Annotated in this window: 21 protein-coding genes; 3 read left to right on the top strand and 18 right to left on the bottom strand. The window is 72.8% G+C overall.

Features of this window, described 5'->3' with window-relative positions:
- Genes CWOE_RS02900 through CWOE_RS02880 form a run of 5 tightly spaced genes read right to left on the bottom strand, consistent with a single transcriptional unit; the run spans nucleotide 1 to nucleotide 6458 of the window.
- Nucleotides 1–843 (bottom strand): ABC transporter permease, encoded by an 843-nt coding sequence (locus CWOE_RS02900; protein WP_012932066.1) that lies wholly within the window; start codon nucleotides 841–843, stop codon nucleotides 1–3.
- Nucleotides 840–1787, bottom strand: a complete 948-nt coding sequence (locus CWOE_RS02895) for an ABC transporter permease (RefSeq protein ID WP_012932065.1) — start codon at nucleotides 1785–1787, stop codon at nucleotides 840–842. Before CWOE_RS02895 ends, CWOE_RS02900 begins: the two co-directional genes overlap by 4 nt.
- The gene (locus CWOE_RS02890) at nucleotides 1788–3389 is read right to left on the bottom strand and encodes an ABC transporter substrate-binding protein (RefSeq protein WP_012932064.1); all 1602 of its coding nucleotides are present in this window, start codon (nucleotides 3387–3389) and stop codon (nucleotides 1788–1790) included.
- Complete coding sequence (locus tag CWOE_RS02885) at nucleotides 3374–4807, bottom strand: amidase (protein ID WP_012932063.1); 1434 nt, start codon at nucleotides 4805–4807, stop codon at nucleotides 3374–3376. Before CWOE_RS02885 ends, CWOE_RS02890 begins: the two co-directional genes overlap by 16 nt.
- Complete coding sequence (locus CWOE_RS02880) at nucleotides 4800–6458, bottom strand: CocE/NonD family hydrolase (RefSeq protein ID WP_201447129.1); 1659 nt, start codon at nucleotides 6456–6458, stop codon at nucleotides 4800–4802. Before CWOE_RS02880 ends, CWOE_RS02885 begins: the two co-directional genes overlap by 8 nt.
- A 136-nt stretch (nucleotides 6459–6594) precedes the next feature.
- Here CWOE_RS02880 and CWOE_RS30095 point away from each other — a divergent pair, with 136 nt between their 5' ends.
- Nucleotides 6595–7194 carry a TetR/AcrR family transcriptional regulator gene (locus CWOE_RS30095; protein ID WP_012932061.1) on the top strand — a complete coding sequence of 200 codons (600 nt, stop codon included), beginning with the start codon at nucleotides 6595–6597 and terminating at the stop codon, nucleotides 7192–7194.
- Between the two features lie 3 nt (nucleotides 7195–7197).
- On the opposite strand, the gene CWOE_RS02870 is transcribed toward CWOE_RS30095, so the two are convergent.
- On the bottom strand, nucleotides 7198–7962 hold the full coding sequence (locus CWOE_RS02870; protein WP_012932060.1) for an IclR family transcriptional regulator: 765 nt from the start codon (nucleotides 7960–7962) through the stop codon (nucleotides 7198–7200).
- 95 nt (nucleotides 7963–8057) lie between these two features.
- On the opposite strand from CWOE_RS02870, the gene CWOE_RS02865 reads away from it, so the two are divergent.
- Complete coding sequence (locus tag CWOE_RS02865) at nucleotides 8058–8858, top strand: IclR family transcriptional regulator (RefSeq protein ID WP_012932059.1); 801 nt, start codon at nucleotides 8058–8060, stop codon at nucleotides 8856–8858.
- A gap of 8 nt (nucleotides 8859–8866) precedes the next feature.
- Here CWOE_RS02865 and CWOE_RS02860 read toward each other — a convergent pair whose 3' ends face one another.
- The 12 genes from CWOE_RS02860 to CWOE_RS02805 all read right to left on the bottom strand — a co-directional run bounded on the left by CWOE_RS02860 (nucleotide 8867) and on the right by CWOE_RS02805 (nucleotide 20100).
- Nucleotides 8867–9964 (bottom strand): ABC transporter ATP-binding protein, encoded by a 1098-nt coding sequence (locus tag CWOE_RS02860; RefSeq protein WP_012932058.1) that lies wholly within the window; start codon nucleotides 9962–9964, stop codon nucleotides 8867–8869.
- Complete coding sequence (locus tag CWOE_RS02855) at nucleotides 9961–10767, bottom strand: ABC transporter permease (RefSeq protein WP_012932057.1); 807 nt, start codon at nucleotides 10765–10767, stop codon at nucleotides 9961–9963. Before CWOE_RS02855 ends, CWOE_RS02860 begins: the two co-directional genes overlap by 4 nt.
- Entirely contained in the window at nucleotides 10760–11587 is an 828-nt protein-coding gene (locus CWOE_RS02850; RefSeq protein WP_012932056.1) for an ABC transporter permease, read from the bottom strand. Before CWOE_RS02850 ends, CWOE_RS02855 begins: the two co-directional genes overlap by 8 nt.
- Nucleotides 11580–12680 (bottom strand): extracellular solute-binding protein, encoded by a 1101-nt coding sequence (locus CWOE_RS02845; protein ID WP_012932055.1) that lies wholly within the window; start codon nucleotides 12678–12680, stop codon nucleotides 11580–11582. Before CWOE_RS02845 ends, CWOE_RS02850 begins: the two co-directional genes overlap by 8 nt.
- Before the next feature lie 35 nt (nucleotides 12681–12715).
- The gene (locus tag CWOE_RS02840) at nucleotides 12716–14668 is read right to left on the bottom strand and encodes an alpha-ketoacid dehydrogenase subunit alpha/beta (protein WP_081425584.1); all 1953 of its coding nucleotides are present in this window, start codon (nucleotides 14666–14668) and stop codon (nucleotides 12716–12718) included.
- An 81-nt stretch (nucleotides 14669–14749) separates the two neighbouring features.
- On the bottom strand, nucleotides 14750–15202 hold the full coding sequence (locus CWOE_RS02835) for a VOC family protein (protein ID WP_012932053.1): 453 nt from the start codon (nucleotides 15200–15202) through the stop codon (nucleotides 14750–14752).
- Entirely contained in the window at nucleotides 15199–15504 is a 306-nt protein-coding gene (locus tag CWOE_RS02830) for an L-rhamnose mutarotase (RefSeq protein WP_012932052.1), read from the bottom strand. The genes CWOE_RS02835 and CWOE_RS02830 overlap by 4 nt, the downstream gene beginning before the upstream one ends.
- A complete protein-coding gene (locus CWOE_RS02825; RefSeq protein ID WP_012932051.1) occupies nucleotides 15501–16409 on the bottom strand; it encodes an amidohydrolase family protein in 909 nt (302 codons plus the stop codon). The genes CWOE_RS02830 and CWOE_RS02825 overlap by 4 nt, the downstream gene beginning before the upstream one ends.
- Complete coding sequence (locus CWOE_RS02820; RefSeq protein ID WP_012932050.1) at nucleotides 16409–17200, bottom strand: SDR family NAD(P)-dependent oxidoreductase; 792 nt, start codon at nucleotides 17198–17200, stop codon at nucleotides 16409–16411. The genes CWOE_RS02825 and CWOE_RS02820 overlap by 1 nt, the downstream gene beginning before the upstream one ends.
- Nucleotide 17201: 1 nt before the next feature.
- Nucleotides 17202–18218 (bottom strand): ABC transporter permease, encoded by a 1017-nt coding sequence (locus CWOE_RS02815; protein WP_012932049.1) that lies wholly within the window; start codon nucleotides 18216–18218, stop codon nucleotides 17202–17204.
- Nucleotides 18215–18985 carry an ATP-binding cassette domain-containing protein gene (locus CWOE_RS02810; RefSeq protein ID WP_012932048.1) on the bottom strand — a complete coding sequence of 257 codons (771 nt, stop codon included), beginning with the start codon at nucleotides 18983–18985 and terminating at the stop codon, nucleotides 18215–18217. The genes CWOE_RS02815 and CWOE_RS02810 overlap by 4 nt, the downstream gene beginning before the upstream one ends.
- Nucleotides 18982–20100: a sugar ABC transporter substrate-binding protein gene (locus CWOE_RS02805; RefSeq protein ID WP_012932047.1), complete on the bottom strand. Its 1119-nt coding sequence runs from the start codon at nucleotides 20098–20100 to the stop codon at nucleotides 18982–18984. Before CWOE_RS02805 ends, CWOE_RS02810 begins: the two co-directional genes overlap by 4 nt.
- A gap of 216 nt (nucleotides 20101–20316) precedes the next feature.
- On the opposite strand from CWOE_RS02805, the gene CWOE_RS02800 reads away from it, so the two are divergent.
- Nucleotides 20317–21126 (top strand): SDR family NAD(P)-dependent oxidoreductase, encoded by an 810-nt coding sequence (locus CWOE_RS02800; RefSeq protein WP_012932046.1) that lies wholly within the window; start codon nucleotides 20317–20319, stop codon nucleotides 21124–21126.
- Nucleotides 21127–21135 lie beyond the last annotated feature (9 nt).

The raw sequence follows: 21135 nt of genomic DNA, 5'->3' as shown, positions 1-21135 counted from the left end.
TCACGCTCCTCTCTGCCGGTCGACGCCGGCCATCGTCCGCGCGAAGCCCTCGGTGATCAGGTTGGTCCCGATCGTGAAGATCGCGATGCAGGCGACGGGCGCGACGACGCCCCACGGCTGCACCGTCAGGCCGTTGCGGTTCTCGTTCACCATCAGGCCCCAGTCGGCGGCCGGCGGCTGGATGCCGAGGCCGAGGAAGCTCAGGCCCGAGATCAGCGCGATCGACCACGTCAGCCGCACCCCCAGCTCGACCATCAGCGGGGTCGTCAGGTTCGGCAGGATCTCGCCGAGCACGATGCTGCGGCGGCGGTAGCCGAGCACCTCGGCCGCCTGCACGAACTCGCGCTCGCCGGTCTCCAGCGTGATGCCGCGCGTCACGCGCGCGACGCCCGGCGCCCACGCGATCGCGGTCAGCAGCACGATCAGCCACGCGCGCGCGCCGAGCAGCGAGACGAACAGCAGCACCAGCACGAGCTGCGGGAAGGCGATCACGACGTCGAGCGCGCGCATCACGAGCGCGTCCGCGCGGCCTCTCGCGTAGCCGGCGACGAGCCCGAGCGCGACCCCCAGCGCGACGCCGAGCAGCGCCGCCGCGACCGACATCCACAGCACGCTGCGGCCACCCCACAGCACGCGCGAGAGGACGTCGCGCCCGAGCTGGTCGGCACCGAGCAGCGCATCACCGGACGGGCCGCTCAGCGGTGCGCCGACGAACTCGGTCGGCGTGTGCGGCGCGAGCAGCGGGCCGAGCAGCGCGAGCAGCACGATCAGGCCGGTCAGGACCGCGCCGATCACCGTCTGCGGGTAGGCGAACGCCCGCCGCAGCGTCATCACGGCGGTCATCGCCCGGCCGTCCGCAGCTTCGGGGTGACGAGGACGGTCAGCACGTCGGCGAGCAGGTTGAAGACGACGACGGCGACCGCATAGATCAGCGTGATCGCCTGGATCACCGGCAGGTCGCGGCTGGAGATCGCGTCCGACAGCGCCGAGCCGAGACCGGGGTAGCGGAAGACGAACTCGACGAGGATCGTCCCGCTCAGCAGGTAGCCGAGCACGAGCGCCGAGGCCTGGATCGTCGGCACGAGCGCGTTGGGGAGCGCGTGGCGGCGCATCACGACGCCGCGCGGCATCCCCTTCAGCCGCGCCATCTGCGCATAGTCGGCCTCCAGCACGTCGATCATCGACGCGCGCACGAGCCGGTAGAGGTACGGCACGACCGCGAGCACGAGCGTGACGACCGGCAGCACCAGCATGTCGGGGTGGGCGAGCGGCGACGAGCCGGCCGGGATCAGCGCGACCGCCGGCAGGATCGTCAGCACCGAGGTGGCGAAGACCATCACCAGCGTCATGCCGATCACGAAGTCGGGCACGGCCGTCAGGACGAGGCTGATGCCGAGCCCGAGGCGGTCGGCGACGCCGTCGCGGCGGACCGCGCTGACGGCGCCGAGCAGCACCGCCAGCGGCAGCGAGATCATGCCGGCCAGGCCGAGCAGCACGAGCGAGTTGACCAGTCTGTCGCCGATCAGATCGCTGACGGGGACGTTGGCCGCCAGCGATCTGCCGAGATCGCCGCTGAGCAGGCCGCCGATCCAATCGAGGTACTGCTGCACGAGCCCGCGGTCGAGCCCCAGCTCGGCCCGCAGCGCCTCGATCCGGTCCGGCGTCGCGCCGCGCCCCAGGATCGCCTCGGCCGGGTCGGCCGGGAGCGCCTGGGTCGCGGCGAAGACGACGATCGAGACGAGCAGCACGACGACGATGCCGGCCGCGAGCCGCCGCGCGACCCACATCTAGCTGAGCCAGAGCCGGTTGAACGCCCCGTTGTTGACGCTGAACGCCGCCTTCGTCCCCGGCACCAGCCCGTTGACGTCGTCGCGATAGGCGTCGAGGCTCTTCGAGAAGCCCCAGCAGACGTAGCCGCCACGCTCGTGGTCGATCCGCTGCATCGCCTCGATCAGCTCGCCGCGCTTGGCCTCGTCCAGCTCCGCGAGCGCGTCTCTGTAGAGCGCGAGGTACTCGGGGTCTCTGTTGTAGACGGTGTCGTAGGGGCCGCCCGGCGTGTTGTAGGAGGTCGCGACCGTCAGGTACAGCTGCGGCGAGACGAGGTCCGGCGAGAACGGCGTTCTGCGGTAGTAGCGGGCGTAGAAGGTGTCCGGGTCGATGCTTCTGACCTTGACGTCGAGACCGGCGCCCTTCGCCTGCTCGGCGAAGACCTGCGCCGACTCCAGCAGGCCCGGATAGGCGCCGGTCGTCGAGATCTCCAGCCGCATGCCGTCCTGGCCGGCCTGCTTCAGCAGCGCTCTCGCCTGCTCCAGGTCCTGCTCGCGCTGCGGGACGTCCGACAGGTAGTCGGGGTCGTAGCGGGCGAAGAGGTCGTTGGCGGCGTCGCCGCGGCCGGCCATCACCTGCTCGACCATCTGGTCGCGGTCGGCGATCAGCCGCATCGCCTGCCGCACGCGCACGTCGTCGAACGGCGCCATGTCCATCCGCATGCCGAACATGAAGCATGCGGAGTCGTTCGTCTCCAGCAGCTTGCCGCCGCCCGAGGTGACGACCTCGGCCTGCGCCGGCGGCAGGCCCTGAAGGATGTCGATCTGGCCGGAGAGCAGCGAGTTGACCGCCGCCGACGCGTCGGCGATGCCGATGATGTCGAGCTGGTCGACGTGCGCTCTCTCGCCCCAGTAGTTCGGGTGCGGGACCATCACGGAGCGGTCGCCGGCCTTGAAGCTCTGCAGCTTGAAGGGGCCGGCGCCGACCGGTCTCGCCGGGTCGTACCCGACCGGCAGCAGCGGCGAGAGGTACCCGCCGACGCGCTTGTCGAAGATCGAGATCGGCTGCTCGAGCGTGAAGCGGACGGTGCGCGCGTCGAGCTTTCTCATCCCGTTCAGAGTCACGCCTCTGAGCGCGTTCGCACCGGCGCCCGGGGCTCTCGGGTCGATCACGCGGCCGATGCTGAAGATCAGGTCCTCAGCGTCGGCGGTCTTGCCGTCGTGGAACTCGATCCCGTCCTTCAGCCGGACCGTCCACACCTTCGCGCTGCCGTCGTCCGGCGTGATCTCCTCGGCCAGCGCCAGCTCGTAGGTGAACTGCTCGGTCAGCTCGACGAGCGGGTCGTAGAGCGCGAAGCAGCGGGCGAAGTCGAGCGCCGTCTGCTGGCGGTTCGGGTCGAGCGAGTCGCGCGCGCCGCCGCCGGTTCCGCCGACGCGCAGCGTGCCGCCGCTTCTCGGCGTGCCGCCCGCCGTGGCGGTCGTCTCGCCGGACGCCGTCGTGCCGCTCGACGAGCCGCCGCTGCCGCAGGCCGCCAGCAGACCGCCGGCGCCGACCACGGCCGCGCCCGCGGCGGCGCCGCGCATCGCGTCACGCCGCGTCAGACCTCTCACACCGTCTCCCATGACATCACCGCTCCTCTTCGGGGGCTGATCCTGCTGTCCAAAAGCCGTTCGACCGCGGCCGCGGTCCGGAAGACGCTCAGCTCGTCGTGCGGCCGGCCGACGATCTGCAGCCCGATCGGCACCCCGTCGCGGCCGCGCCCCGACGGGACGCTCATCGAGGGGTGGCGCGAGCAGACATTGAACGGCACCGTCGTCAGGCCTGTAAGGGGGTCTTCCATCGCGACACCCCCCACCGTGACCGGCGTCTCGACGTAGTCCTCGCCGACCGCGAAGGCCGTGATCGGCAGCGTTGGGCAGAGCAGCACGTCGACCTGCGCGAACAGCGCGACGAGCGCGCCGTGGGCGGCCGCCGCCAGCTCCAGCGCGCGCACGTAGCCGTGCTCGGCGGCGACCGGCATCGTGCGCTCGATGAAGTCGACCGCGTACGGCGTCAGCTCGTCGCGGCGCTCCAGCAGCGGCGCGAGCTCGGCCGCGAACAGCGCGCCGTAGTGGATCTGCGCGGCGAGCGCGATGTCGGCCGGATCCCACGCCGGGTCAAGCTCGACGACCTCGACGCCCGCGTCGGCCAGCGCGGCCGCAGCGGCGCGCGTCGCCTCCGCGACCTCCGGCTCGACGTGGTAGCCGCCCAGCGTGACCGACAGTCCGACGCGCAGGTCGCGCGGCTCCGCGAACGGCGCCCGCGGCGCCTCCATCGGCGGCAGCGACAGCATGTCCCACGGGTGCGGACCGGCCATCACCTCGTGCAGCAGCGCCGTGTCCTCGACGGTCCGCGCGAGCGGGCCGAGGTGGCAGTAGAGGTCGAGTCCGGCGACACCGCCGAGCGGCACGCGGCCGTGTGGCGGCTTGTAGCCGATCACGCCGCACGACGACGCCGGGATGCGGATCGAGCCGCCGATGTCGGAGCCGTCGGCGAGCAGCGTCGTGCCGGCCGCCAGCGCCGCGCCGGCGCCGCCGGAGGAGCCGCCGGGGCTGCGATCGAGGTTCCACGGGTTCCGCGTGACGCCGTACAGCTTCGAGTGCGTGAACGGCGCGCAGCCGAACTCCGGCGAGGAGGTGCGCGCGTGGACGATCCCGCCCGCATCGAGGATCCGCTGCACGGCCGGCGCGGTCACCTCGGCGATGCGCTCGGCGAAGACCAGCGAGCTGCTCGTCGACGGCTGGCCGGCGATCGGCGTCGAGCACTTGACCGCGACCGGCAGCCCCTCCAGCGGCCGCGCCGTGCCGGCGGCCCAGCGCGCCTCGGCCGCGCGCGCGGAGGCGATCGCCTCCTCGTAGTAGGTGTCGGTGAAGGCGTTGATGCGCGGCTCCAGCGCCTCGGCGCGCGCGATCACCGCCTCCATCAGCTCGACCGGCGAGAGGTCACCGGCTCCGAAGCGGACCAGCGCCTCCGTCGCCGTCAGCAGCGGCAGGTCACGCATCGTCGCTCCCCTCCTCCAGCACGGTCAGCAGCAGCTGCGAGCCGCCCTCGCCGAGCTGCAGCGTCTGCGTCGTCGTCTGCGTCTCGACGGCGAGCCAGGCGTTCTCGTCCGTGCCGGGGTTCGGCAGGTAGAGCGGGTAGTCGCTGGAGCTGACGTGCAGCCGCAGGCGGTGGCCGGGGCGGACGCGGTAGCCGGTGTGACCGAGCGCGACCGTCACCTGCATCGGCTCTGCCAGCGGCCGCACGACCTGCGTCTCGCCGCGGACGATCATCCGCGCCGAGCCGTCCGGCGCGACGTCGAGCAGCTTCGCGAACAGGTCGGTGGTCGGGCCGCTCGCCGTCAGCGCGAGGCGAGCCGCGACCGGGCCGGCGAGGTCGAGCGGCTCGGTCAGCGGCGCGCCTGTGAAGGCGAGCACGTCGTCGCGGTCGGCGGCCGGCGTCTCGTCGGGGTACTCGGCCAGGAACGCGAACGCGTCCTCGACCGCCGACGGGACGAGCCGCTGCGGGTCGTGCGTCCAGCTCGCGGTCGCGGCGGCGCCGGGCTCGGCGGCGAGCCCACCGCCGGCGGTCACGTGCAGCGTCCGCTCGCGCGCGCCCTCCGGCGGCCACGCCGCGGCGGTGCGGTGGCCGGCGTGGCCGAGGTTCCATCTGACCCGCGGCAGCTCCTCGGCCGCGCGTCTGCCGGTCAGGAAGACGTCGAAGAAGTCGAGCGCGGGACCGATGTAGTCGGGGAGGAGCTGCGCGAGCGCCGCGTCGTCGGCGTTGTGGTCGGCGGCCTCGTCGATCGGCGTGTCGGAGAGGCGGTGGTTCTCGTGGTCGACCGAGTCGGCGACGAGGTACTGCAGCGGCGCCCACGCCGGCTTGGACGCAAGCTCGGAGTAGTCGGCCATCTGCGCGGCGGCGAGGTTGTCGAACCAGCCGACCGAGTGGAGGATCGGCAGCGGCCGCCCGCCGAACGGGTCGTGCCCGCCGAACGTCGGGAAGGCGACGCGATGCGGCATCAGCAGGTCGAGCGTCGCCGAGCGCGAGCCGATCGCCTCCGCGGCCTGGTCGAAGATCTTCGCGACCGGCCGCGCGCTCCAGTCCAGCTCCAGCGCGTAGATGTACCGGTCGGCCCAGTAGTGAGCGAGGTAGTCGGCCTCGACCAGCTGCTGGACCGGGCGCGTGAGCGGGTCGTCGGAGAGCGGGCCGCCGCGTCTCGTCGTCCCCAGTCTGGAGCTGGTCATGCGCGGCACGATCGCTCTCAGCGCCGGGTGGCCGCTGGCGAGCGCGGCCCACTGCGTGAAGCCGTAGTAGGAGTCGCCGAACATGCCGATGCTGCCGTCGCACCACGCCTGGTTCGCGAGCCAGTCGAGCGTGTCCCAGCCGTCGTCGACCTCGTGCACGAACGCCAGCGTCTGGCCCTCGGAGCCGAACTTGCCGCGCACGTCCTGCACGACGAGCGCGTAGCCGCGCGCGGTCACGGTCGGCGCGAGCAGCGGGAAGAACGTGTACCGGCTCCCCTTGTCGTACGGCAACCGCACGAGGATCGCCGGCGCCGGCTCCCCGCCCTCGGGCAGGTAGACGTCGGCGGCCAGCCGGACGCCGTCGCGCATCCGCACGGCATGCGCCTGCGCGGCGTCCGGGGTCGGCTCGCTCTCCACGCGAGTCACGCTCGACAGCATCAAACTCTCCTCTCTCCACGGTGAAACGACCCGCTGAATTCACATCAGGGGTGAGAGGCAACAGCGTTGCCTCTCACCACATTAGGCGCCCCCTGCTGTTGATGTCAACCCCTATTCTTCGGACATGCCAATCGAGGTCGACGTCGACGAGCGCCTGCGGGAGATCGGCGCGGTCACGCTGGAGATCGCCGACGCCGAGGGCGTGTCGGGCGTCTCGTACCGCTCCGTCGCGAAGGCGCTGGGCGGCTCGACCAAGCTCGTCACGAAGTACCTGCCGACGCGGACCGAGCTGCTCGCCAACGCGATCCGCATAGCGCAGGCGAGATGGAAGGCCGAGTCCGACCGCGTGATCGCGGAGGCCCCGCCCGGCGGCCGCGTCCGCGCGATCGCGCTGTGGTCGTGCACGACCGACACCGGCGACCTCGCGATCCGCAAGCTCAACGTCGAGATCCTCAGCAGCCACGAGGTCCCGCAGGCGGTCGTCGAGGCGCTCAGCAAGACCGCGGTCAGGCACCTCGACGCGCTGCGGGAGGCGGCCGCGCTCGACGGCTACGAGCAGCCCGAGCAGGTCGCCGACGCGATCTTCCTCGCCACCTACGGCTACTTCGTCTCGACCCTGCGCGACCTCGGCGCGTGGACCGAGGCGCGCGCGGCCGCGGCCGTCGAGGCGATCCTCAGCGCCGCGCCCCGGCGAACGCTCCGGCGAACCGATGCGCTCGACTGACGCTCACGACCTGGCGATCGCGCGCATCGTCTCGAGGTACGACTCGCGCTTGGCGACCGCTCGCTCGCGCGGGGCGGAGAGCGCGAGCACGAATGGCGAGTGGCCGCCGTCGAACGGGACGGCCATGCAGCAGAGCCCGGCGGCGAACTCCTCGTCGTCGATCGCATAGCCGCGCTCGCGGATGTGGGCGAGGTCGGCGTCGAGCGTGGACCGCGTCGTGAGCGTGCGGGGCGCGAGCCTCACGAGCGGATGCTGCTCGAGGTAGGCCTCGCGCGCGGCGGGTGCGGCGAACGCGAGCAGCAGCTTGCCCGATGCGCGCGCGTGCGCGTTGCCGACGTACCCCTGCGAGACCTCGGCCGCCTGCACCGGGTTGGTTCCGCGGGCGACGGTCAGCGTCGCGATCTCGCCGGACCACCAGCCGGCGGCGTAGGCGGTCTCGCCGGTCGCCTGCGCGAGCGCGCGGACGATCGGGGCGAGATGCTCGGACGGCGCCAGCTGCCGCGCGAAGCCGTGGGCGAGCGTGCCGACGCGCAGGCCGAGCATGTAGCGGCCGCCCTCCCCGCGCACGAGCACGCCGGCGCCGACGAGCGTGTGCAGCAGGTGGTAGGCGGCTTGCCTGCCGATCGCGACGCGCTCGGCGATCGCCCTCGTCGTGAGGCCGTTGTCGCTCTGCGCGACGGCCATCAGGATCGCCACGGCACGGGCGGCCGACTGAACGCGCGGGCGCGGCTCGGGCGCGCCCTCGGATGCCCCTGGTGGTGATGTCACAGTCCGAAGAACCTATCAGTATGCGAGACATGCCTCGCCGCCCCCGACCGCGCCTGCCGCGTGCTCGGCGCCGGCCGCGAAGTATCGTTGGGTGCTTGTCCGCATCGACCGACACGCACCACGCAGGCGACGCCGCCGCAGAGCCGAGACCGCGCGTCCAGTCGGCCGCCCGCGCGGTCGGCATCCTGATGGCGATCGCCAAGAGCGAAGCGGGCCTGACCACGAGAGAGATCAGCGAGCAGGTCGGCATCGGCCGCCAGGCGACCTACCACCTGCTGCACACGCTGACCGCGACCGGCATGGTCACGCGCGCGGGCGGCGGAAGCCGCTACGTGCTCGGCCTGCGCGTCGGCACGCTCGCCGAGGCGTTCTCGCGTCAGCTCGCGCCGTCCGAGCACCTCGCGCCGCTCGTGCGCGCACTCGCGCGCGACACCGGCGAGACGTCCTACGCCTCGGGCTGGTGGTCGGGCGAGGTGATGATGCTGAGCATCGCCCGCGGCAACAACCCCGTGCAGGCGGCCGAGGTCTCCCAGGGCCACGCCGGCGACGCGCACGCGCGCGCATCGGGCAAGCTGCTGCTCGCGACCGCGACGCCCGCGGTGCGCGACGCGTATCTCGACGCGCACACGCTCACGCGCCTGACGCCCAGCACGATCACGACGCGCAGAGCGCTCGAGCGCGAGCTCGAGACGATCCGCCAGCAGGGCTACGCGATCGACGACGAGGAGTTCGCACCCGGCCTCTCCTGCATCGCGATGGCGATGGACGAGGGCTACTCCCCGTTCGTGCTCGTCGTGACCGCGCCGCGCGAGCGCTTCCTCGCCAAGCGCGAGGAGTACCTCGCGGCCCTGCGGCGCGTCGTGGCGGCCGGCGCGGCCGCGCGCGACGGCGAGTAGCCGCCGCGTCACGTCGCGTCCGCCAGCAGGATCCCCTGCTCCACGGACCACGTCAGCAGCGCGCGGTCGCCCGGGTGCAGCGCGCTCGTGCTGCCGGCCGGTTCGCGCACGAGCCCGGTCGTGCCGTCGGCCAGCGCGACGCTGAGCTTGCGGCTCGCGCCGAGGTAGACCTCCTCGGTCACCGTGACGGGCACCGCGTTGAGGTCGTCGGCGACCGGCGCGGCGTCGGCCGGCACGAGCCGCAACCGCTCCGGCCGCACGACGACGACCCCGGACGCGCCGCCGGGCAGGTCGCCGAGCGCGCGCACGCGCACTCCCGCGCAGTCGACGACCGCCGCGGCGCCGTCGCGCCGCACCGCGCCGGCGAGCTGGGTCGACTCGCCCAGGAACCGCGCGACGAACAGCGTCGCCGGCCGCTCGTACAACTCCGCGCCCGTTCCGACCTGCTCGAGCCGCCCGCCGTTGAAGACCGCGATCCGGTCCGACAGCGCCAGCGCCTCCTCCTGGTCGTGGGTCACGAACAGGACCGTGCTGCCGACCTCGCGGTGGATGCGGCGGATCTCCATCTGCATGCCGTCGCGCAGCGTGCGGTCCAGCGCGCCCAGCGGCTCGTCCATCAGCAGCACGCGCGGCTGGAACACGATCGCCCGCGCGAGCGCGACACGCTGCTGCTGGCCGCCCGACAGCTCGGATGGAAAGCGGTGCTCGTAGCCGGACAGCCGCACCGTCTCCAGCGCGCGCCGCACCTGCTCGGTGCGGTCGGCCCGCCCGATCTTGCGCTGGCGCAGCGGGAACGCGACGTTCTGCGCCGCGGTCATGTGCGGAAACAGCGCGTAGCTCTGGAACACCATGCCGATGTCGCGCCGGTGCGCCGGCAGCCGCTCGATCGGCGCGTCGTCGATCGTCATCTGGCCGCCATCGGGGTCGGCGAAGCCGGCGACCATGCTGAGCGTCGTCGTCTTGCCCGAGCCCGACGGCCCCAGCAGCGTCATGAACTCGCCCGGCACGACGCCGAGCGAGACGCCGTCGACGACGGTCTGGTCGCCGTAGCGCTTGGTCAGGTCGCGCAGCGCGATGCGCGCGCCGCGCCGGTTCGTCTCGGTCATGCCAGCCTCCCGCCGGCTCGTCGTCCCCGCCGCGCCAGCCCGACTGCCGCGGAAAGCAGCACCGTCGTCGTCAGCGCGAGGATCAGCGACGCCGCGGCCGCGATCGTCGGGTCGACGTCGCGGCTCATGCTCGCGAACATCTTCACGGGCAGCGTCTCCAGGTACGGGGACTTGATGAACAGCGCCACCATCACCTCGTCGAACGAGGTCATGAAGGCGAACAGCGCGCCCGACAGGACGCCGGGGGCGATCAACGGCAGCGTCACCTGCCGCGCCGTCGCCCACGGCCCCGCGCCGAGGCTCGCAGCCGCGCGCTCCAACCGCGCGTCGAAGCCTTCCAGGCTCGCGGTCACCGCCACGAGCACGAGCGGCATGCCGAGCATCGCGTGCGCGAGCACGAACCCCTGCACGGTGCCGAGCAGCCGCAGCTTGAGGAAGACGGCGTAGATCGCGATCGCGATCACGATCCCCGGCAGCACGAGCGGCGACAGCAGCAGCGCGCGCGTGACCGGTCTGCCGCGCCGGCTCGACCAGCGCGCCAGCCCGAGCGCCGCCGCGGTGCCGAGCACCGTCGCCAGCGCGGCCGACAGCAGGCCGATCAGCAGCGAGTTGCCGAGCGCGCCGATCCATGCCGGGTCCTCGAAGAAGTTGCGGTACCACCTCAACGACAGGCCGTCGGGCGGGAACGCGAACGACGCTCTCTCCGAGAAGCCGACCGGGATCACGACGAGCGTCGGCAGGATCAGCCACAGCCCGACGAGCACGCCGAAGGCCCACAGCGCGATGCGACCCGGCCTAGCCACGGCGCACCACCGCCCCCGGCAGGAAGCGGCGCGCGGCCGCGACGAGGCCGAGCACGAGGAAGGTCGCGACCAGCAGCACGACGGCGAGCGCGCCGCCGCGGCCCCAGGCCAGCAGCTCGTTGACCTGCGTGTAGATCGTCTGGCCGATCAGCGCCTGGCTCGGCGAGCCGAGCAGGGCCGGCACGACGTAGAAGCCGAGCGTGAGGATGAACACGAACAGGCAGCCCGCGAACACACCCGGCAGCGAGAGCGGCACGAAGACCCGCAGGAACGCGACGCTCGGCCGCGCCCCGAGGCTCTCGGCCGCGCGCAGCAGCCCGCGGTCGATGCCGCGCATCGTCGCGTACAGCGGCAGCACCATGAACGGGAGCAGCACCTGCGCGATCCCGATCTCGACCGCCCACCAGCTGCCGAGCAGGTCGTCGCCGAGGCCGAACGGCACGATCGTCGCGACGACGCCGCCGGGCTGCAGCAGCACCAGCCACGCGAACGTGCGCACGAGCGCGCTGATCCAGAACGGCAGCAGCGCGACGCCCAGCAGCACGATCCGCGCCTTCGGCCCGGCGACGGTCATCAGGTACGCGTACGGGTACGCGACGAGCAGGCAGACGAGCGTCGTCAGCAGCGCCGTCGCGAACGTGCGCAGCAGGATCGTCACGTAGACGTCGTTGCCGAGCATCCAGGCGTAGCCGCTCTGTCCCCCGTCCTGCTCGGCGAACGAGCGCCATACGCTGATCCCGACGGGGTAGACGACGCCGAGGGCGAGCAGCGCGAGCGCGGGCAGCACCAACCAGGGGATGCGGCGTCCGCTGCTAGCCATTGACCCAGTCGATCCAGACGTCGGTGAGCCTGCCGATGTTTCTCGACCAGTACTCGTCGCTGACGACGACCTGGTCGGTGAACGGCGGGTCCATCACCGCGACCTTTCTCGCGTCGGCGTCGAGCACCGGTCTCGCGTCGGCGTTGACGCTGGGGTACGAGGTCAGCGCGGTGTACTGCGCGCCCTGTCTGGCGCCGAGCCACCAGTTGATCATCGCCATCGAGCCGATCGGGTCGCGGGCGCCCCTCGGCACGACCCAGGTGGTCGTCGTCAGCAGCGGCTGGTCGTGGACGACGTCGAACTGCGCGCCCGCCTGCAGCGCGAAGTACACGCGCCCGGACCACATCGTGCCCATCGCGATCTGGCGCGAGGTCATCATCTGCTGCTGCTGGGCGCCCGAGCTCCAGAAGACGAGGTCGTCGCGGATCGTGTCGAGCTTGCGCAGCGCGCGGTCGACGTCGATCGGATAGAGGTCGTCGGCTCTGACGCCGTCGGCGAGCAGCGCGATCTCCAGCGTGACGCTCGGGTCGCTCGCGTCGACGGCGCGCTTGCCCGGGTATCTCGCGGTGTCGAAGAAGTCCGCCCACGAGCTCGGCGGGTCGTCCGCGAAGCGCTGCGCGTCGTACGCGAAGACGTTGCCGTCGAGGTTGCCCGGCATCGCGCACCTCGTCGCCTCGACGCCCCTCGGCAGGTGCGAGGTGTCGATCACGTCCGGGTCGAGGTCCTCCAGCAGCCTGCCGCACTGGCCGGCTGCCCAGATCCCGTCCACGACGACGACGTCCCAGGTGACGTTGTCGGACTCGACCTGCGCCTTGATCTTCGCGTAGTCGGGCGGCGAGTCCTCCAGCAGCTGCGCGCCGGACTCCTGCTCGAATCCGCTCAGGACCTCCATCTGCGCTCTCTGCGAGTCGCCGCCGTAGCTGACGAACGTGAGCTTCTTGCCGTCGAGCGCGCCGGGCTCGACGGTGCCCGCTCTCGGCGGGCCGCTGCCCAGGTCGGCGACCGACAGCTCGCCGCCTCCGCCGCTGCCGCAGCCGGCGGCCAGCAGCGCCGCGACGGCGATCGCGGCGCCCGCTCTGATGCCTCTCCTCATGGGAACCTCCGTGACGGTGTTGACGGATGTGTGGCCTAGGCCGTTGCGGCGAGGCCGAGCAGCTCGCGGCCGCGCTGCGCGATCGCGGCCGCACCGGGGACGAGCGCGCGCTGCAGCACCGGCGCGGAGGGCATCCGCACGTCGGCGCCGCCGAGCCGCACGACCGGCCCGTCGAGCACGTCGAAGCAGTGCTCCTGCACGTGCGCGGCGACCTCGGCGCCGAAGCCGCCGGTCAGCGTCGCCTCGTGGACGACGAGGACGCGGCCGGACGCGGCCTGCACGACGCGCTCGATCGCCTCGTGGTCGAGCGGTCGCAGCCAGCGCAGGTCGAGCACGGACGCCGCCACGCCCTCGGCGGCGAGCAGCTCGGCGGCCTCGAGCGCCCCCTGCAGCATCGCGCCCCAGGTGACGATCGCGAGGTCGCCGCCCGTGCGGCGCAGGCGCGCGCCGCCGACCGGCTCGACCGCGCCGTCCAGCCGCACGTCGCCCTTCTGCTGATACAGCGCGCGCGATTCGAACAGCATGCACGGGTCGGGGTCGGCGATCGCCGCGCGCAGCATCGCGTACGCGTCCTGCGGCGTCGCCGGCAGACCGACCTTCAGCCCGGGCACGTGCGCGAGCAGCGCCTCCAGGCTCTGCGAGTGCTGGGCGCACGAGCCGGGCGTCACGCCCTGCTGCGTGCGCATCACCAGCGGCGCGGTCACCTCGCCGCGGCTGAGGTAGCGCACGTTGGCCGCCTGGTTGACGAGCTGGTCGAGCGCGACGAGCAGGAAGTCGGCCCACATGATCTCCACGACCGGCCGCAGCCCGCTCGTCGCGGCACCGACCGCGGAGCCGAGGATCGCGCTCTCGGCGATCGGCGTGTCGAACACGCGCTCGGCGCCGAACTCCTGCTGCAGCATGCGCGAGGCGCCGAAGATGCCGCCCCCGATCCCGACGTCCTCGCCGTAGACGACGACCTCCGAGCGCGCGGCCAGCTCGGCTCTGAGCGCCGCCGTGACGGCCTTCACGTAGGTCAGCTCGGTCGCGGGCCCGCCGGCCGCCGCGGCCTCGGCGGCGGCCAGCTCGTCGGCGACTGGTGCGGGCGCGGCGACGTGGTCCAGCGCCGTCGCCGGGTCGGGCTCGGGCATCGCACGCACCGCCGCGGTCGCCGCGTCGATCGCCTGCGCGACCTCCGCGTCGACCTGCGCGAGCTGCTCCCCGGCAGACTCGCCCAGCTCGCGCCGCATCCGCGCCAACGGCTCGTCGCGCTGCGCGGCGGCGCGATCGTCCTTCGGGCGGTAGTGCTCGATGTCGCGGTTGTAGTGACCGAGCAGCCGGACGGTCGCGCACTCCAGGAAGACCGGGCCCTCGCCGGCGCGCGCCGACGCCGCCGCCTCGGCCACCGCGGCCTGCACCGCGGCGGGGTCGTTGCCGTCGACGACGCGGCTGGCGATCCCGTAGCCGGCGACGCGCTCGGCCAGCGAGCCGCGCACCATCGCGTCGGCGCGCGTCATCTCGGCCCAGCCGTTGTTCTCGCAGATCACGATCACCGGCAGCCTGCGCGCCGCGGCGAAGACGAGCCCCTCGTGCGTCGCACCTTGGCTGAGCGCGCCGTCCCCGATCGACGTCACGACGACGCGCTGCTCGCCGCGCACGGCCGCGGCCAGCGCGACGCCGTCGGCGATCGGCACGCCAGCGCCGACGATCGAGTTCTCGCCGGCGAAGCGGTGCTGGGGCGAGCTCAGGTACGGCGAGCCGCCGCGGCCGCCGTTGACGCCGCCGGCGCGCTGGCAGATCTCGCCGAGCAGCTGGTCGAGCGGCACGCCGCACGCGAGCGCCCAGCCGTGCCCGCGGTAGGTCGCGAGCACGCGGTCGTGCTCGCCCAGCGCGGCCACGGCGCCGACCGGGATCGCCTCCTGCCCGGCGCACGGGTGCACCGAGCCGGCGATCAGCCCTTCTCTGGCGAGGTCGAGGCAGCGCTCCTCGAACGCGCGGATGGTCGCCATCTGCCGGTACGCGTCGGGGACGCGCACAGGCGTGGATCTAGAGCTCAACTGGCCCTCCAGGTTCGTTTCGGGTGTGACGGTTCAGTCGGCGGCGCGCCGCTGGATCAGCTCGATCGTGATCCCGTCCGGATCGCGCAGGTAGACGGCCCAGCCGCCTTCGTTGGCGCCGGCCGTGATGCGCACCGGGGCAGGTGCGCGGAAGGTCGCGACGGGCGCCAGGCGCTCGTACTCGGCGTGGATGTCCTCGACGAGCAGGCAGAGGTGCCCGTTGCCGATCGCGCGCGTCTCGGGCACGCCGGGCAGCGGCGCCGGCCGCGCGTACTCGATCAGCTCGAGGTGGCCGCCGCCCGGCAGGGCGAAGTACGCCCACGACAGCTCTGCGCCGGCGTAGCCGATCATCTCGCCGGTGTACGCGTGGTCGTAGCGGCGCTCGACGTGCAGGGGCGCCGCACCCAGCAGGTGCTCGTACCAGGCGACCGCGCGGTCGAGGTCCGAGACGGTGAAGCCGACGTGGTCGGCGGACAGCACGGTCACAGCGACCACACCTCCCGCAGGCGCTCGGGGTCGGCTGGCTCGGCGCCCGGATACTCGAGCAGATCCGCGAACGCCTCGTCCCAGCGCGCGGCGACCGGGTCCGAGCCGTACGCCGCCACCAGCCGGTCGTAGTCCTCGACGTCCATGTGCGTGAAGACGACCTCGCCCCACAGGTAGATCGAGTAGGAGCGCACGCTGGCGTCGCGCAGCAGCGCCTCGATCTCGGGCCAGACGGTCGCGTGGCGCCGCGCGTACTCGTCGGCCAGGCCGGCGCGCACGCGATAGACGTTGCCGACGTTCATCGCGCCGCCGCCTCCCCGAGCTTGAAGACGCGCTCCGCGTTGCCGGAGAAGAGCGCGCGCTGCTCGGCGTCGGTGAAGTCGGCGACGATCTCGCCGTAGGCGTCGAGCACGTCGCCATAGGAGCTGTAGAGGCGGTCCAGCGGCCAGTTCGTGCCGAAGAACGCGCGCTCGGTGCCGAACGCCTCGATGCACGCGAGCACCCACGGGCGGATCGAGTCGACCGTCCACGCGTGGTCGGACATGCCGAGCCCCGAGATCTTGACGACGACGTTGCCGGCGCCGGCCAGCTCGCGCAGACCCGCCCGCCAGGCGTCGAAGTCGGCGCGGTCGGCGCTGCGCGGGATGCCGCCGAAGCCGGGGTAGGCGGCGTGGTCGACGCAGAACGTCACGCCCGGCAGCGCCTCCGCGAGCCTGCGCGCCGCGCCCATCTGCTCGACGAACGGGTCGTCGCAGAGGACGAGCCCGTCGAGCAGCGCGCAGCCGAGGCGCCACGCGTCGTCGGTCAGGTAGTCGTCGTAGCGCAGGTCGCGCACGCCACGGAAGTTGGGGAACGCGCGGTGACGGTCGAGCTGCTCGGCGGCGTCCTCGGCCGCGAGGTCGACGTAGGCGACGATCCCGTGCGGGGCTCCGACCCGGTCGGCGAACGCCTGCAGCCAGCGTGTCTCCTGCACCGGGTCCTCGGTCCCGATCGCGGCCTGCACGTGGACGACCTTGCCGACGTTCTGGAAGCGCGTCTCGGCGAGGAAGTCCTCCGCGCGGTAGTGCTCCGCGCGGATCGCGCCGTAGTCGCCGACCAGCTCGGTCTCGCCGGGATCGCCGCCGGGCGCCAGCCAGTCGTAGCGCAGCTGTGGCGCGCGCAGGTCGTAGAAGTGCACGTGCGTGTCGACGAACGGCAGGCGGGCCATCACTGCACCCCCGGGACGGCGCCGAGCTTCGCGCCGCCGTCGACGTCGAGCGCGACCCCGGTGAGGAAGGCGGCTTCGTCGGAGACGAAGTACAGGACCGCCGCGCCGACGTCGGCCTCGGTCGCGTTGCGGCCGACCGGGTTGGTCGCCGCCGCGGCCCGCAGGATCTCGTCCTCGGTGCGGTCGCCGGTCGCCAGCTTGCGTCTCAGCACCGCCTGGCCCATGCCGGTCGTCGGGCAGCCGACCGGGCAGACGCAGTTGACGGTGACCCCGTCGGCGGCGACCTCGGCCGCGACCGACTCCGTCAGCCCGACGAGGCCGAACTTCGACGCGGTGTAGGCGAGCTGCAGCGGAAAGCCCCGCTTGCCCGCGTCGGAGCCGATCGTCACCAGGCGGCCGCGGCCGCTCGCACGCAGCGCGGGCATCGCAGCCTGCGCCGTCGTGAACGCGCCCTTGAGGTTGACGTCGAGCACGCGGTCCCAGTCGTCCTCGCCGATCTCCGCCAGCGGGCTCATGTGGAACACGCCGGCGGACACGACGACGGTGTCGAGCCCGCCGAACGCCGCGACGACCTCGTCGACCGCGGCGCGCATCGCGGCGACCGAGCGCACGTCGGCGGTCACGCCGAGCGCGCCGTCGCCCAGCTCGCCGGCGGCCGCGCGCACGCGCTCGGCGTCGACGTCGAGCACGGCGACGCGGGCGCCGGCGCGCTCCAGTCGGCGGGCGACGTCGAGGCCGAAGCCCGACGCGCCGCCCGTCACCAGTGCCTTGCGTTCTGCTGCGATGCCCATCTCACACCTCGTCCTTGGATCCGCGTCGCAGCTCCGCCCACGCGACCGCGAGCAGCAGCACGACGCCCTTCACCACTTGTTGCCAATACGACTCGACTCCGACCAGGATCAGGCCGTTGTTGAGCACCGCCAGCACGGCGAGCCCGAGGAACGTGCCGAACAGCCGGCCGCGGCCGCCGTTGAGGCTCGTCCCGCCGAGGATCACCGCGGTGATCACGTCCAGCTCGGCGCCCATGTTGGCCGCCGGCTCGGCCTGGCCGGTGCGCGCGACGGTGACGCAGCCGGCGATCGCCGCCAGCGAGCCCGACAGGCCGTAGAAGACCAGGCGCCAGCGGTTGACGGCGACGCCCGCCAGGCGCGCGGCGCGCGCGTTGGACCCGACCGCGTACGTGTAGCGGCCGAAGCGCGTGCGCGGCATCAGGCAGCCGACCGCGAGGAACAGCACAACCAGGATCACGACGACGACGGGGATCCCGGCGACGCTGTCGGTGCCGATCGCGAGGAAGCCCGCGTCGGCGACGACCTCCGCCTCGCCGCCGCTGATGACGAAGGCGAGGCCGCGCACGATCGCCAGCGTCGCGAGCGTCGTGATCAGCGGGTTGATCCGCAGGTAGCCGGCGACCGCGCCGTTGAGCAGGCCGACGCCGACGCCGAGCACGACCGCCGCCAGCAGCGCGAGCGGCAGCGTCAGCCCCTCGTTGACGAGCCAGGCGGCGAGCATGCCGGCCGCCGCCATCACCGAGCCGACCGAGAGGTCGAAGCCGCCGGCGATGATCACGATCGTCTGGCCGATCGCGGCGATGCCGACGATCGTCATCGCGCGGCCGATGTTGCTGAAGTTGTCGGCGTCGAGGAAGTACGGCGAGGCGATCGAGAACGCCACGATCTCGATCGCGAGCACGGCGATCAGCGCAAGGCTGACGACGTCCAGGCGCGCGCCGGCGGTGCGCAGCGCCCGCCTGGTCACCGGGCCGGCCGTGTCGGGACCGCCGGCGAGCGTGGGCTTGACCGCGCTCATGCGACGGCCCTCAGCGTCTCGCCCGTCAGTGCCTCCTGCATCTCGGCCATCAGCTCGGCCACGTCGCGCCCTCGCGGCGCGATCTCGGCCGCGATCCGCCCGTCGCGCAGCGCGACGATCCGGTCGCAGACCTCGATCAGGTCGGTGAAGCGGTGGCTGATCAGCAGCACGGCGACGTCGCGGTCCTTCAGCCGCCGCACCATCTCCAGCAGCATGTGGATCTTCGCGTTGGAGAGCGCCGCCGTCGGCTCGTCCATCAGCAGCAGCCGGGGCTCGAACTCCAGCGCCCGCGCCACCGCCACGAGCTGGCGCTGACCGCCCGACATCTCGCCCACCTGCTGGTCGACCGGGATCGCGGCGCCGAGCTGCTCGAAGACCGCCGCGGCCTGCGCGCGCATCGCGCGGCGGTCGAGCCAGCGGCCGACGCCGGCCACGCCGCGCCGCCGCGGCTCGCGACCGAGGAAGACGTTGGCGGCAGCGTCGAGGTCGTCGCACAGCGCGAGGTCCTGGAAGATCATCTCGATCCCCGCCGAGCGCGCCTCCAGCGGCGTGCCGAAGCGGACCGGCCGGCCGCCGAACTCGATCGTCCCGCTCGTCGGCGCGTGCACGCCCGAGAGGATCTTCACGAGCGTCGACTTGCCCGCGCCGTTGTCGCCGATCAGGCCGACCGCCTCGCGCGGCGCGATCCTGAGATCGACGCCGCGCAGGACGTGGGACTCGCCGAAGCGCTTGGTGACGGCGTCGAGCCGCAGCAGCGCGTCGCTCATGGGTACGTCTCGCCGATGTTCTCGTGCGTCAGGAACTCGTGCTGGAGGTGGACCTCCTCGGGCACCGCTCTGCCGCCGACGACGTCGAGCGCGATCCCGACGAGGTACTCCGCCGCCCGCTCGGGGAAGAAGGCGACGCAGCCGAGGTAGTTGGTCTCCGAGGCGGGACCCTGCTTCGTCAGCTCGACGCCGACGTCGTCGCACGTCATGCCGGCGACCTGGCCGTCGCGTCCGCTCTGTCCGATCGCCTTCGCGATCCCGGCCGCGCGCGGGTCGTCGATCGTGACCGCGAGCAGGTGCTCGGCCTGCGGGTGCGCGGTCAGCCAGTCGGTCGTGACCGTCAGCGCCTGGTCGCCGGTGGCCGCCGCCATCCGCTGCCGGTGGATGCGGTCGTCGTCGATCGTGCCGCAGACGCTCTGGACGCCGTCGGCGAAGCCGACGAGGCGCTGGTCCGCCGCCTTGCCCTCCTCCTTGTTCTCACCCATGAAGAGCCAGACGTCCTCGCAGTTCCACTCTCTCCGCGCGTACGCGCCCGCCGCTCTGCCGGCGATCTCGCCGGAGGTGTAGTTGTCGGCGCCGTAGAAGATCGAGTTCGGCTGCCAGACGTCGATCGACGCCGTCGGGACGCGCGCCTCGTCGAAGACGCGCATCAGCGCGTCGGCCGCGCCCGCCTGCCAGTTGCCCGCGACCGCGAACGCCGGTCTCTGACGCGCCAGCAGCTCCGCACACTCGACCGCCTTGTCGGCCTTGAACGCGGCGTCGCAGTAGATCAGTCTCAGCCCGAGTCTCTCCGCCTCGCGCTCGACGCCCTCGCGGATCGGGATCGCGAAGGGGCTTGACGCCCACGGGTCCATGTAGGCGAGCGTGAACGATCTCGCCGGTCTGCTGAGATCGGCTCTGAAGTCGGCAGCGTCGCCCGCGACGGTGGCGTACCTGCCCGTCGCCGTGTCGTATCTCCACAGTCTGCGCGCCTCGGGCGGCAGATCGCCCTTGATGCCGGCTTCGCGCTCGGCGACGAACGGCTTGCCGGCGGCGGTGCCGCCCGTGTCCGAATCGTCTGCGCTGCTGCCGCAGCCCGCGGCGAAGATCGCCGCCGCCGCGACGAGCGCGGCCATGGCCGATCGGTGTGACCCACGCACTGTTGTCGTCCCTCTCCTCGTTGAACGCTGGACGCGACCCCCTCGCTCGCCTGAACGACATTATCGAATAGCGATGGAGTTATCAAGATCTGATCCATCTAGCGGAGAGACGACCACCCGCCAGGCCTGGACAAGCTGCTAGAACGCCATCATCATCCGACTGATGTTGCAAATGCTGACAAGGAGGCGACCATGACCGCACCCAGCTCCGACGCCGCTCCGGCGCGCCGCCTGGCGGTCGTGACCGGCGCCGCATCCGGCATCGGACTGGCGGCTGCCGAGGCGCTCGCACGGCGCGGGACGGCCGTCGTCGGCGTCGACCGGGCCGCCGCGCCGCAACGCGCGACCGACGCCGGCGTCGTCGCGTGGGTGCAGGGCGACGTCGCCGATCCCGGGACGTGGGAGCGGGCGCGCGATGTCTGCCTGGCGCATGACGAGCGCGGCGCCGACTGCCTCGTGGCGAGCGCCGGCGCCGTCGTCGTGGAGCCGTTCCTCGACACGGGCGTCGACGCCTGGCGCCGCCTGTTCGACGTCAACGTGCTCGGCGTCGTTCAGGCGATGCAGGCGCTGATGCCCACGATGCTGGAGCGCGGCGAGGGAGCCGTCGCCGTCGTCTGCAGCGTCAACTCGCTGATCGCCGAGGACCTGCTGAGCGCGTACTCGACGTCGAAGGCGGCGCTGCTTCAGGTCGTGCGCTCCGCCGCGCTGGAGTACGCGAGCCGCGGCGTGCGCATCAACGCCGTGCTGCCCGGTGTCGTCGACACGCCGCTGCTGCGCCAGCACTTCGACGCGCTGCCCGACCCCGAGGCGGCGCGGCGCGAGATCGCCCGCCGCACGCCGACCGGCCTGATCGTGACGCCGGAGGAGGTCGCCGAGGCGCTCTGCTTCCTCGTCAGCCCCGCCGCCTCCGGGCTCTCCGGCGCGAGCGTCACGGTCGACGGCGGACTCACGACGACGTACGACTTCGCCGCACCCGAGCCGGAGACGATCCCGACGCCATAGGATGCGGAG

Origin of the sequence: Conexibacter woesei DSM 14684, from assembly GCF_000025265.1 — a bacterium.
In the GTDB taxonomy this organism is placed as follows: domain Bacteria; phylum Actinomycetota; class Thermoleophilia; order Solirubrobacterales; family Solirubrobacteraceae; genus Conexibacter; species Conexibacter woesei.
This window is presented reverse-complemented; position numbering and strand designations above follow the sequence as displayed.

Coding starts and splice junctions, on each gene's coding strand:
- CWOE_RS02900 (WP_012932066.1), bottom strand. CDS start 843: ATGACCGCCGTGATGACGCTGCGGCGGGCGTTCGCCTACCCGCAGACG.
- CWOE_RS02895 (WP_012932065.1), bottom strand. CDS start 1,787: ATGTGGGTCGCGCGGCGGCTCGCGGCCGGCATCGTCGTCGTGCTGCTC.
- CWOE_RS02890 (WP_012932064.1), bottom strand. CDS start 3,389: ATGGGAGACGGTGTGAGAGGTCTGACGCGGCGTGACGCGATGCGCGGC.
- CWOE_RS02885 (WP_012932063.1), bottom strand. CDS start 4,807: ATGCGTGACCTGCCGCTGCTGACGGCGACGGAGGCGCTGGTCCGCTTC.
- CWOE_RS30095 (WP_012932061.1), top strand. CDS start 6,595: ATGCCAATCGAGGTCGACGTCGACGAGCGCCTGCGGGAGATCGGCGCG.
- CWOE_RS02860 (WP_012932058.1), bottom strand. CDS start 9,964: ATGACCGAGACGAACCGGCGCGGCGCGCGCATCGCGCTGCGCGACCTG.
- CWOE_RS02850 (WP_012932056.1), bottom strand. CDS start 11,587: ATGGCTAGCAGCGGACGCCGCATCCCCTGGTTGGTGCTGCCCGCGCTC.
- CWOE_RS02845 (WP_012932055.1), bottom strand. CDS start 12,680: ATGAGGAGAGGCATCAGAGCGGGCGCCGCGATCGCCGTCGCGGCGCTG.
- CWOE_RS02840 (WP_081425584.1), bottom strand. CDS start 14,668: ATGGCGACCATCCGCGCGTTCGAGGAGCGCTGCCTCGACCTCGCCAGA.
- CWOE_RS02830 (WP_012932052.1), bottom strand. CDS start 15,504: ATGAACGTCGGCAACGTCTATCGCGTGCGCGCCGGCCTGGCCGACGAG.
- CWOE_RS02825 (WP_012932051.1), bottom strand. CDS start 16,409: ATGGCCCGCCTGCCGTTCGTCGACACGCACGTGCACTTCTACGACCTG.
- CWOE_RS02820 (WP_012932050.1), bottom strand. CDS start 17,200: ATGGGCATCGCAGCAGAACGCAAGGCACTGGTGACGGGCGGCGCGTCG.
- CWOE_RS02815 (WP_012932049.1), bottom strand. CDS start 18,218: ATGAGCGCGGTCAAGCCCACGCTCGCCGGCGGTCCCGACACGGCCGGC.
- CWOE_RS02810 (WP_012932048.1), bottom strand. CDS start 18,985: ATGAGCGACGCGCTGCTGCGGCTCGACGCCGTCACCAAGCGCTTCGGC.
- CWOE_RS02805 (WP_012932047.1), bottom strand. CDS start 20,100: ATGGCCGCGCTCGTCGCGGCGGCGGCGATCTTCGCCGCGGGCTGCGGC.
- CWOE_RS02800 (WP_012932046.1), top strand. CDS start 20,317: ATGACCGCACCCAGCTCCGACGCCGCTCCGGCGCGCCGCCTGGCGGTC.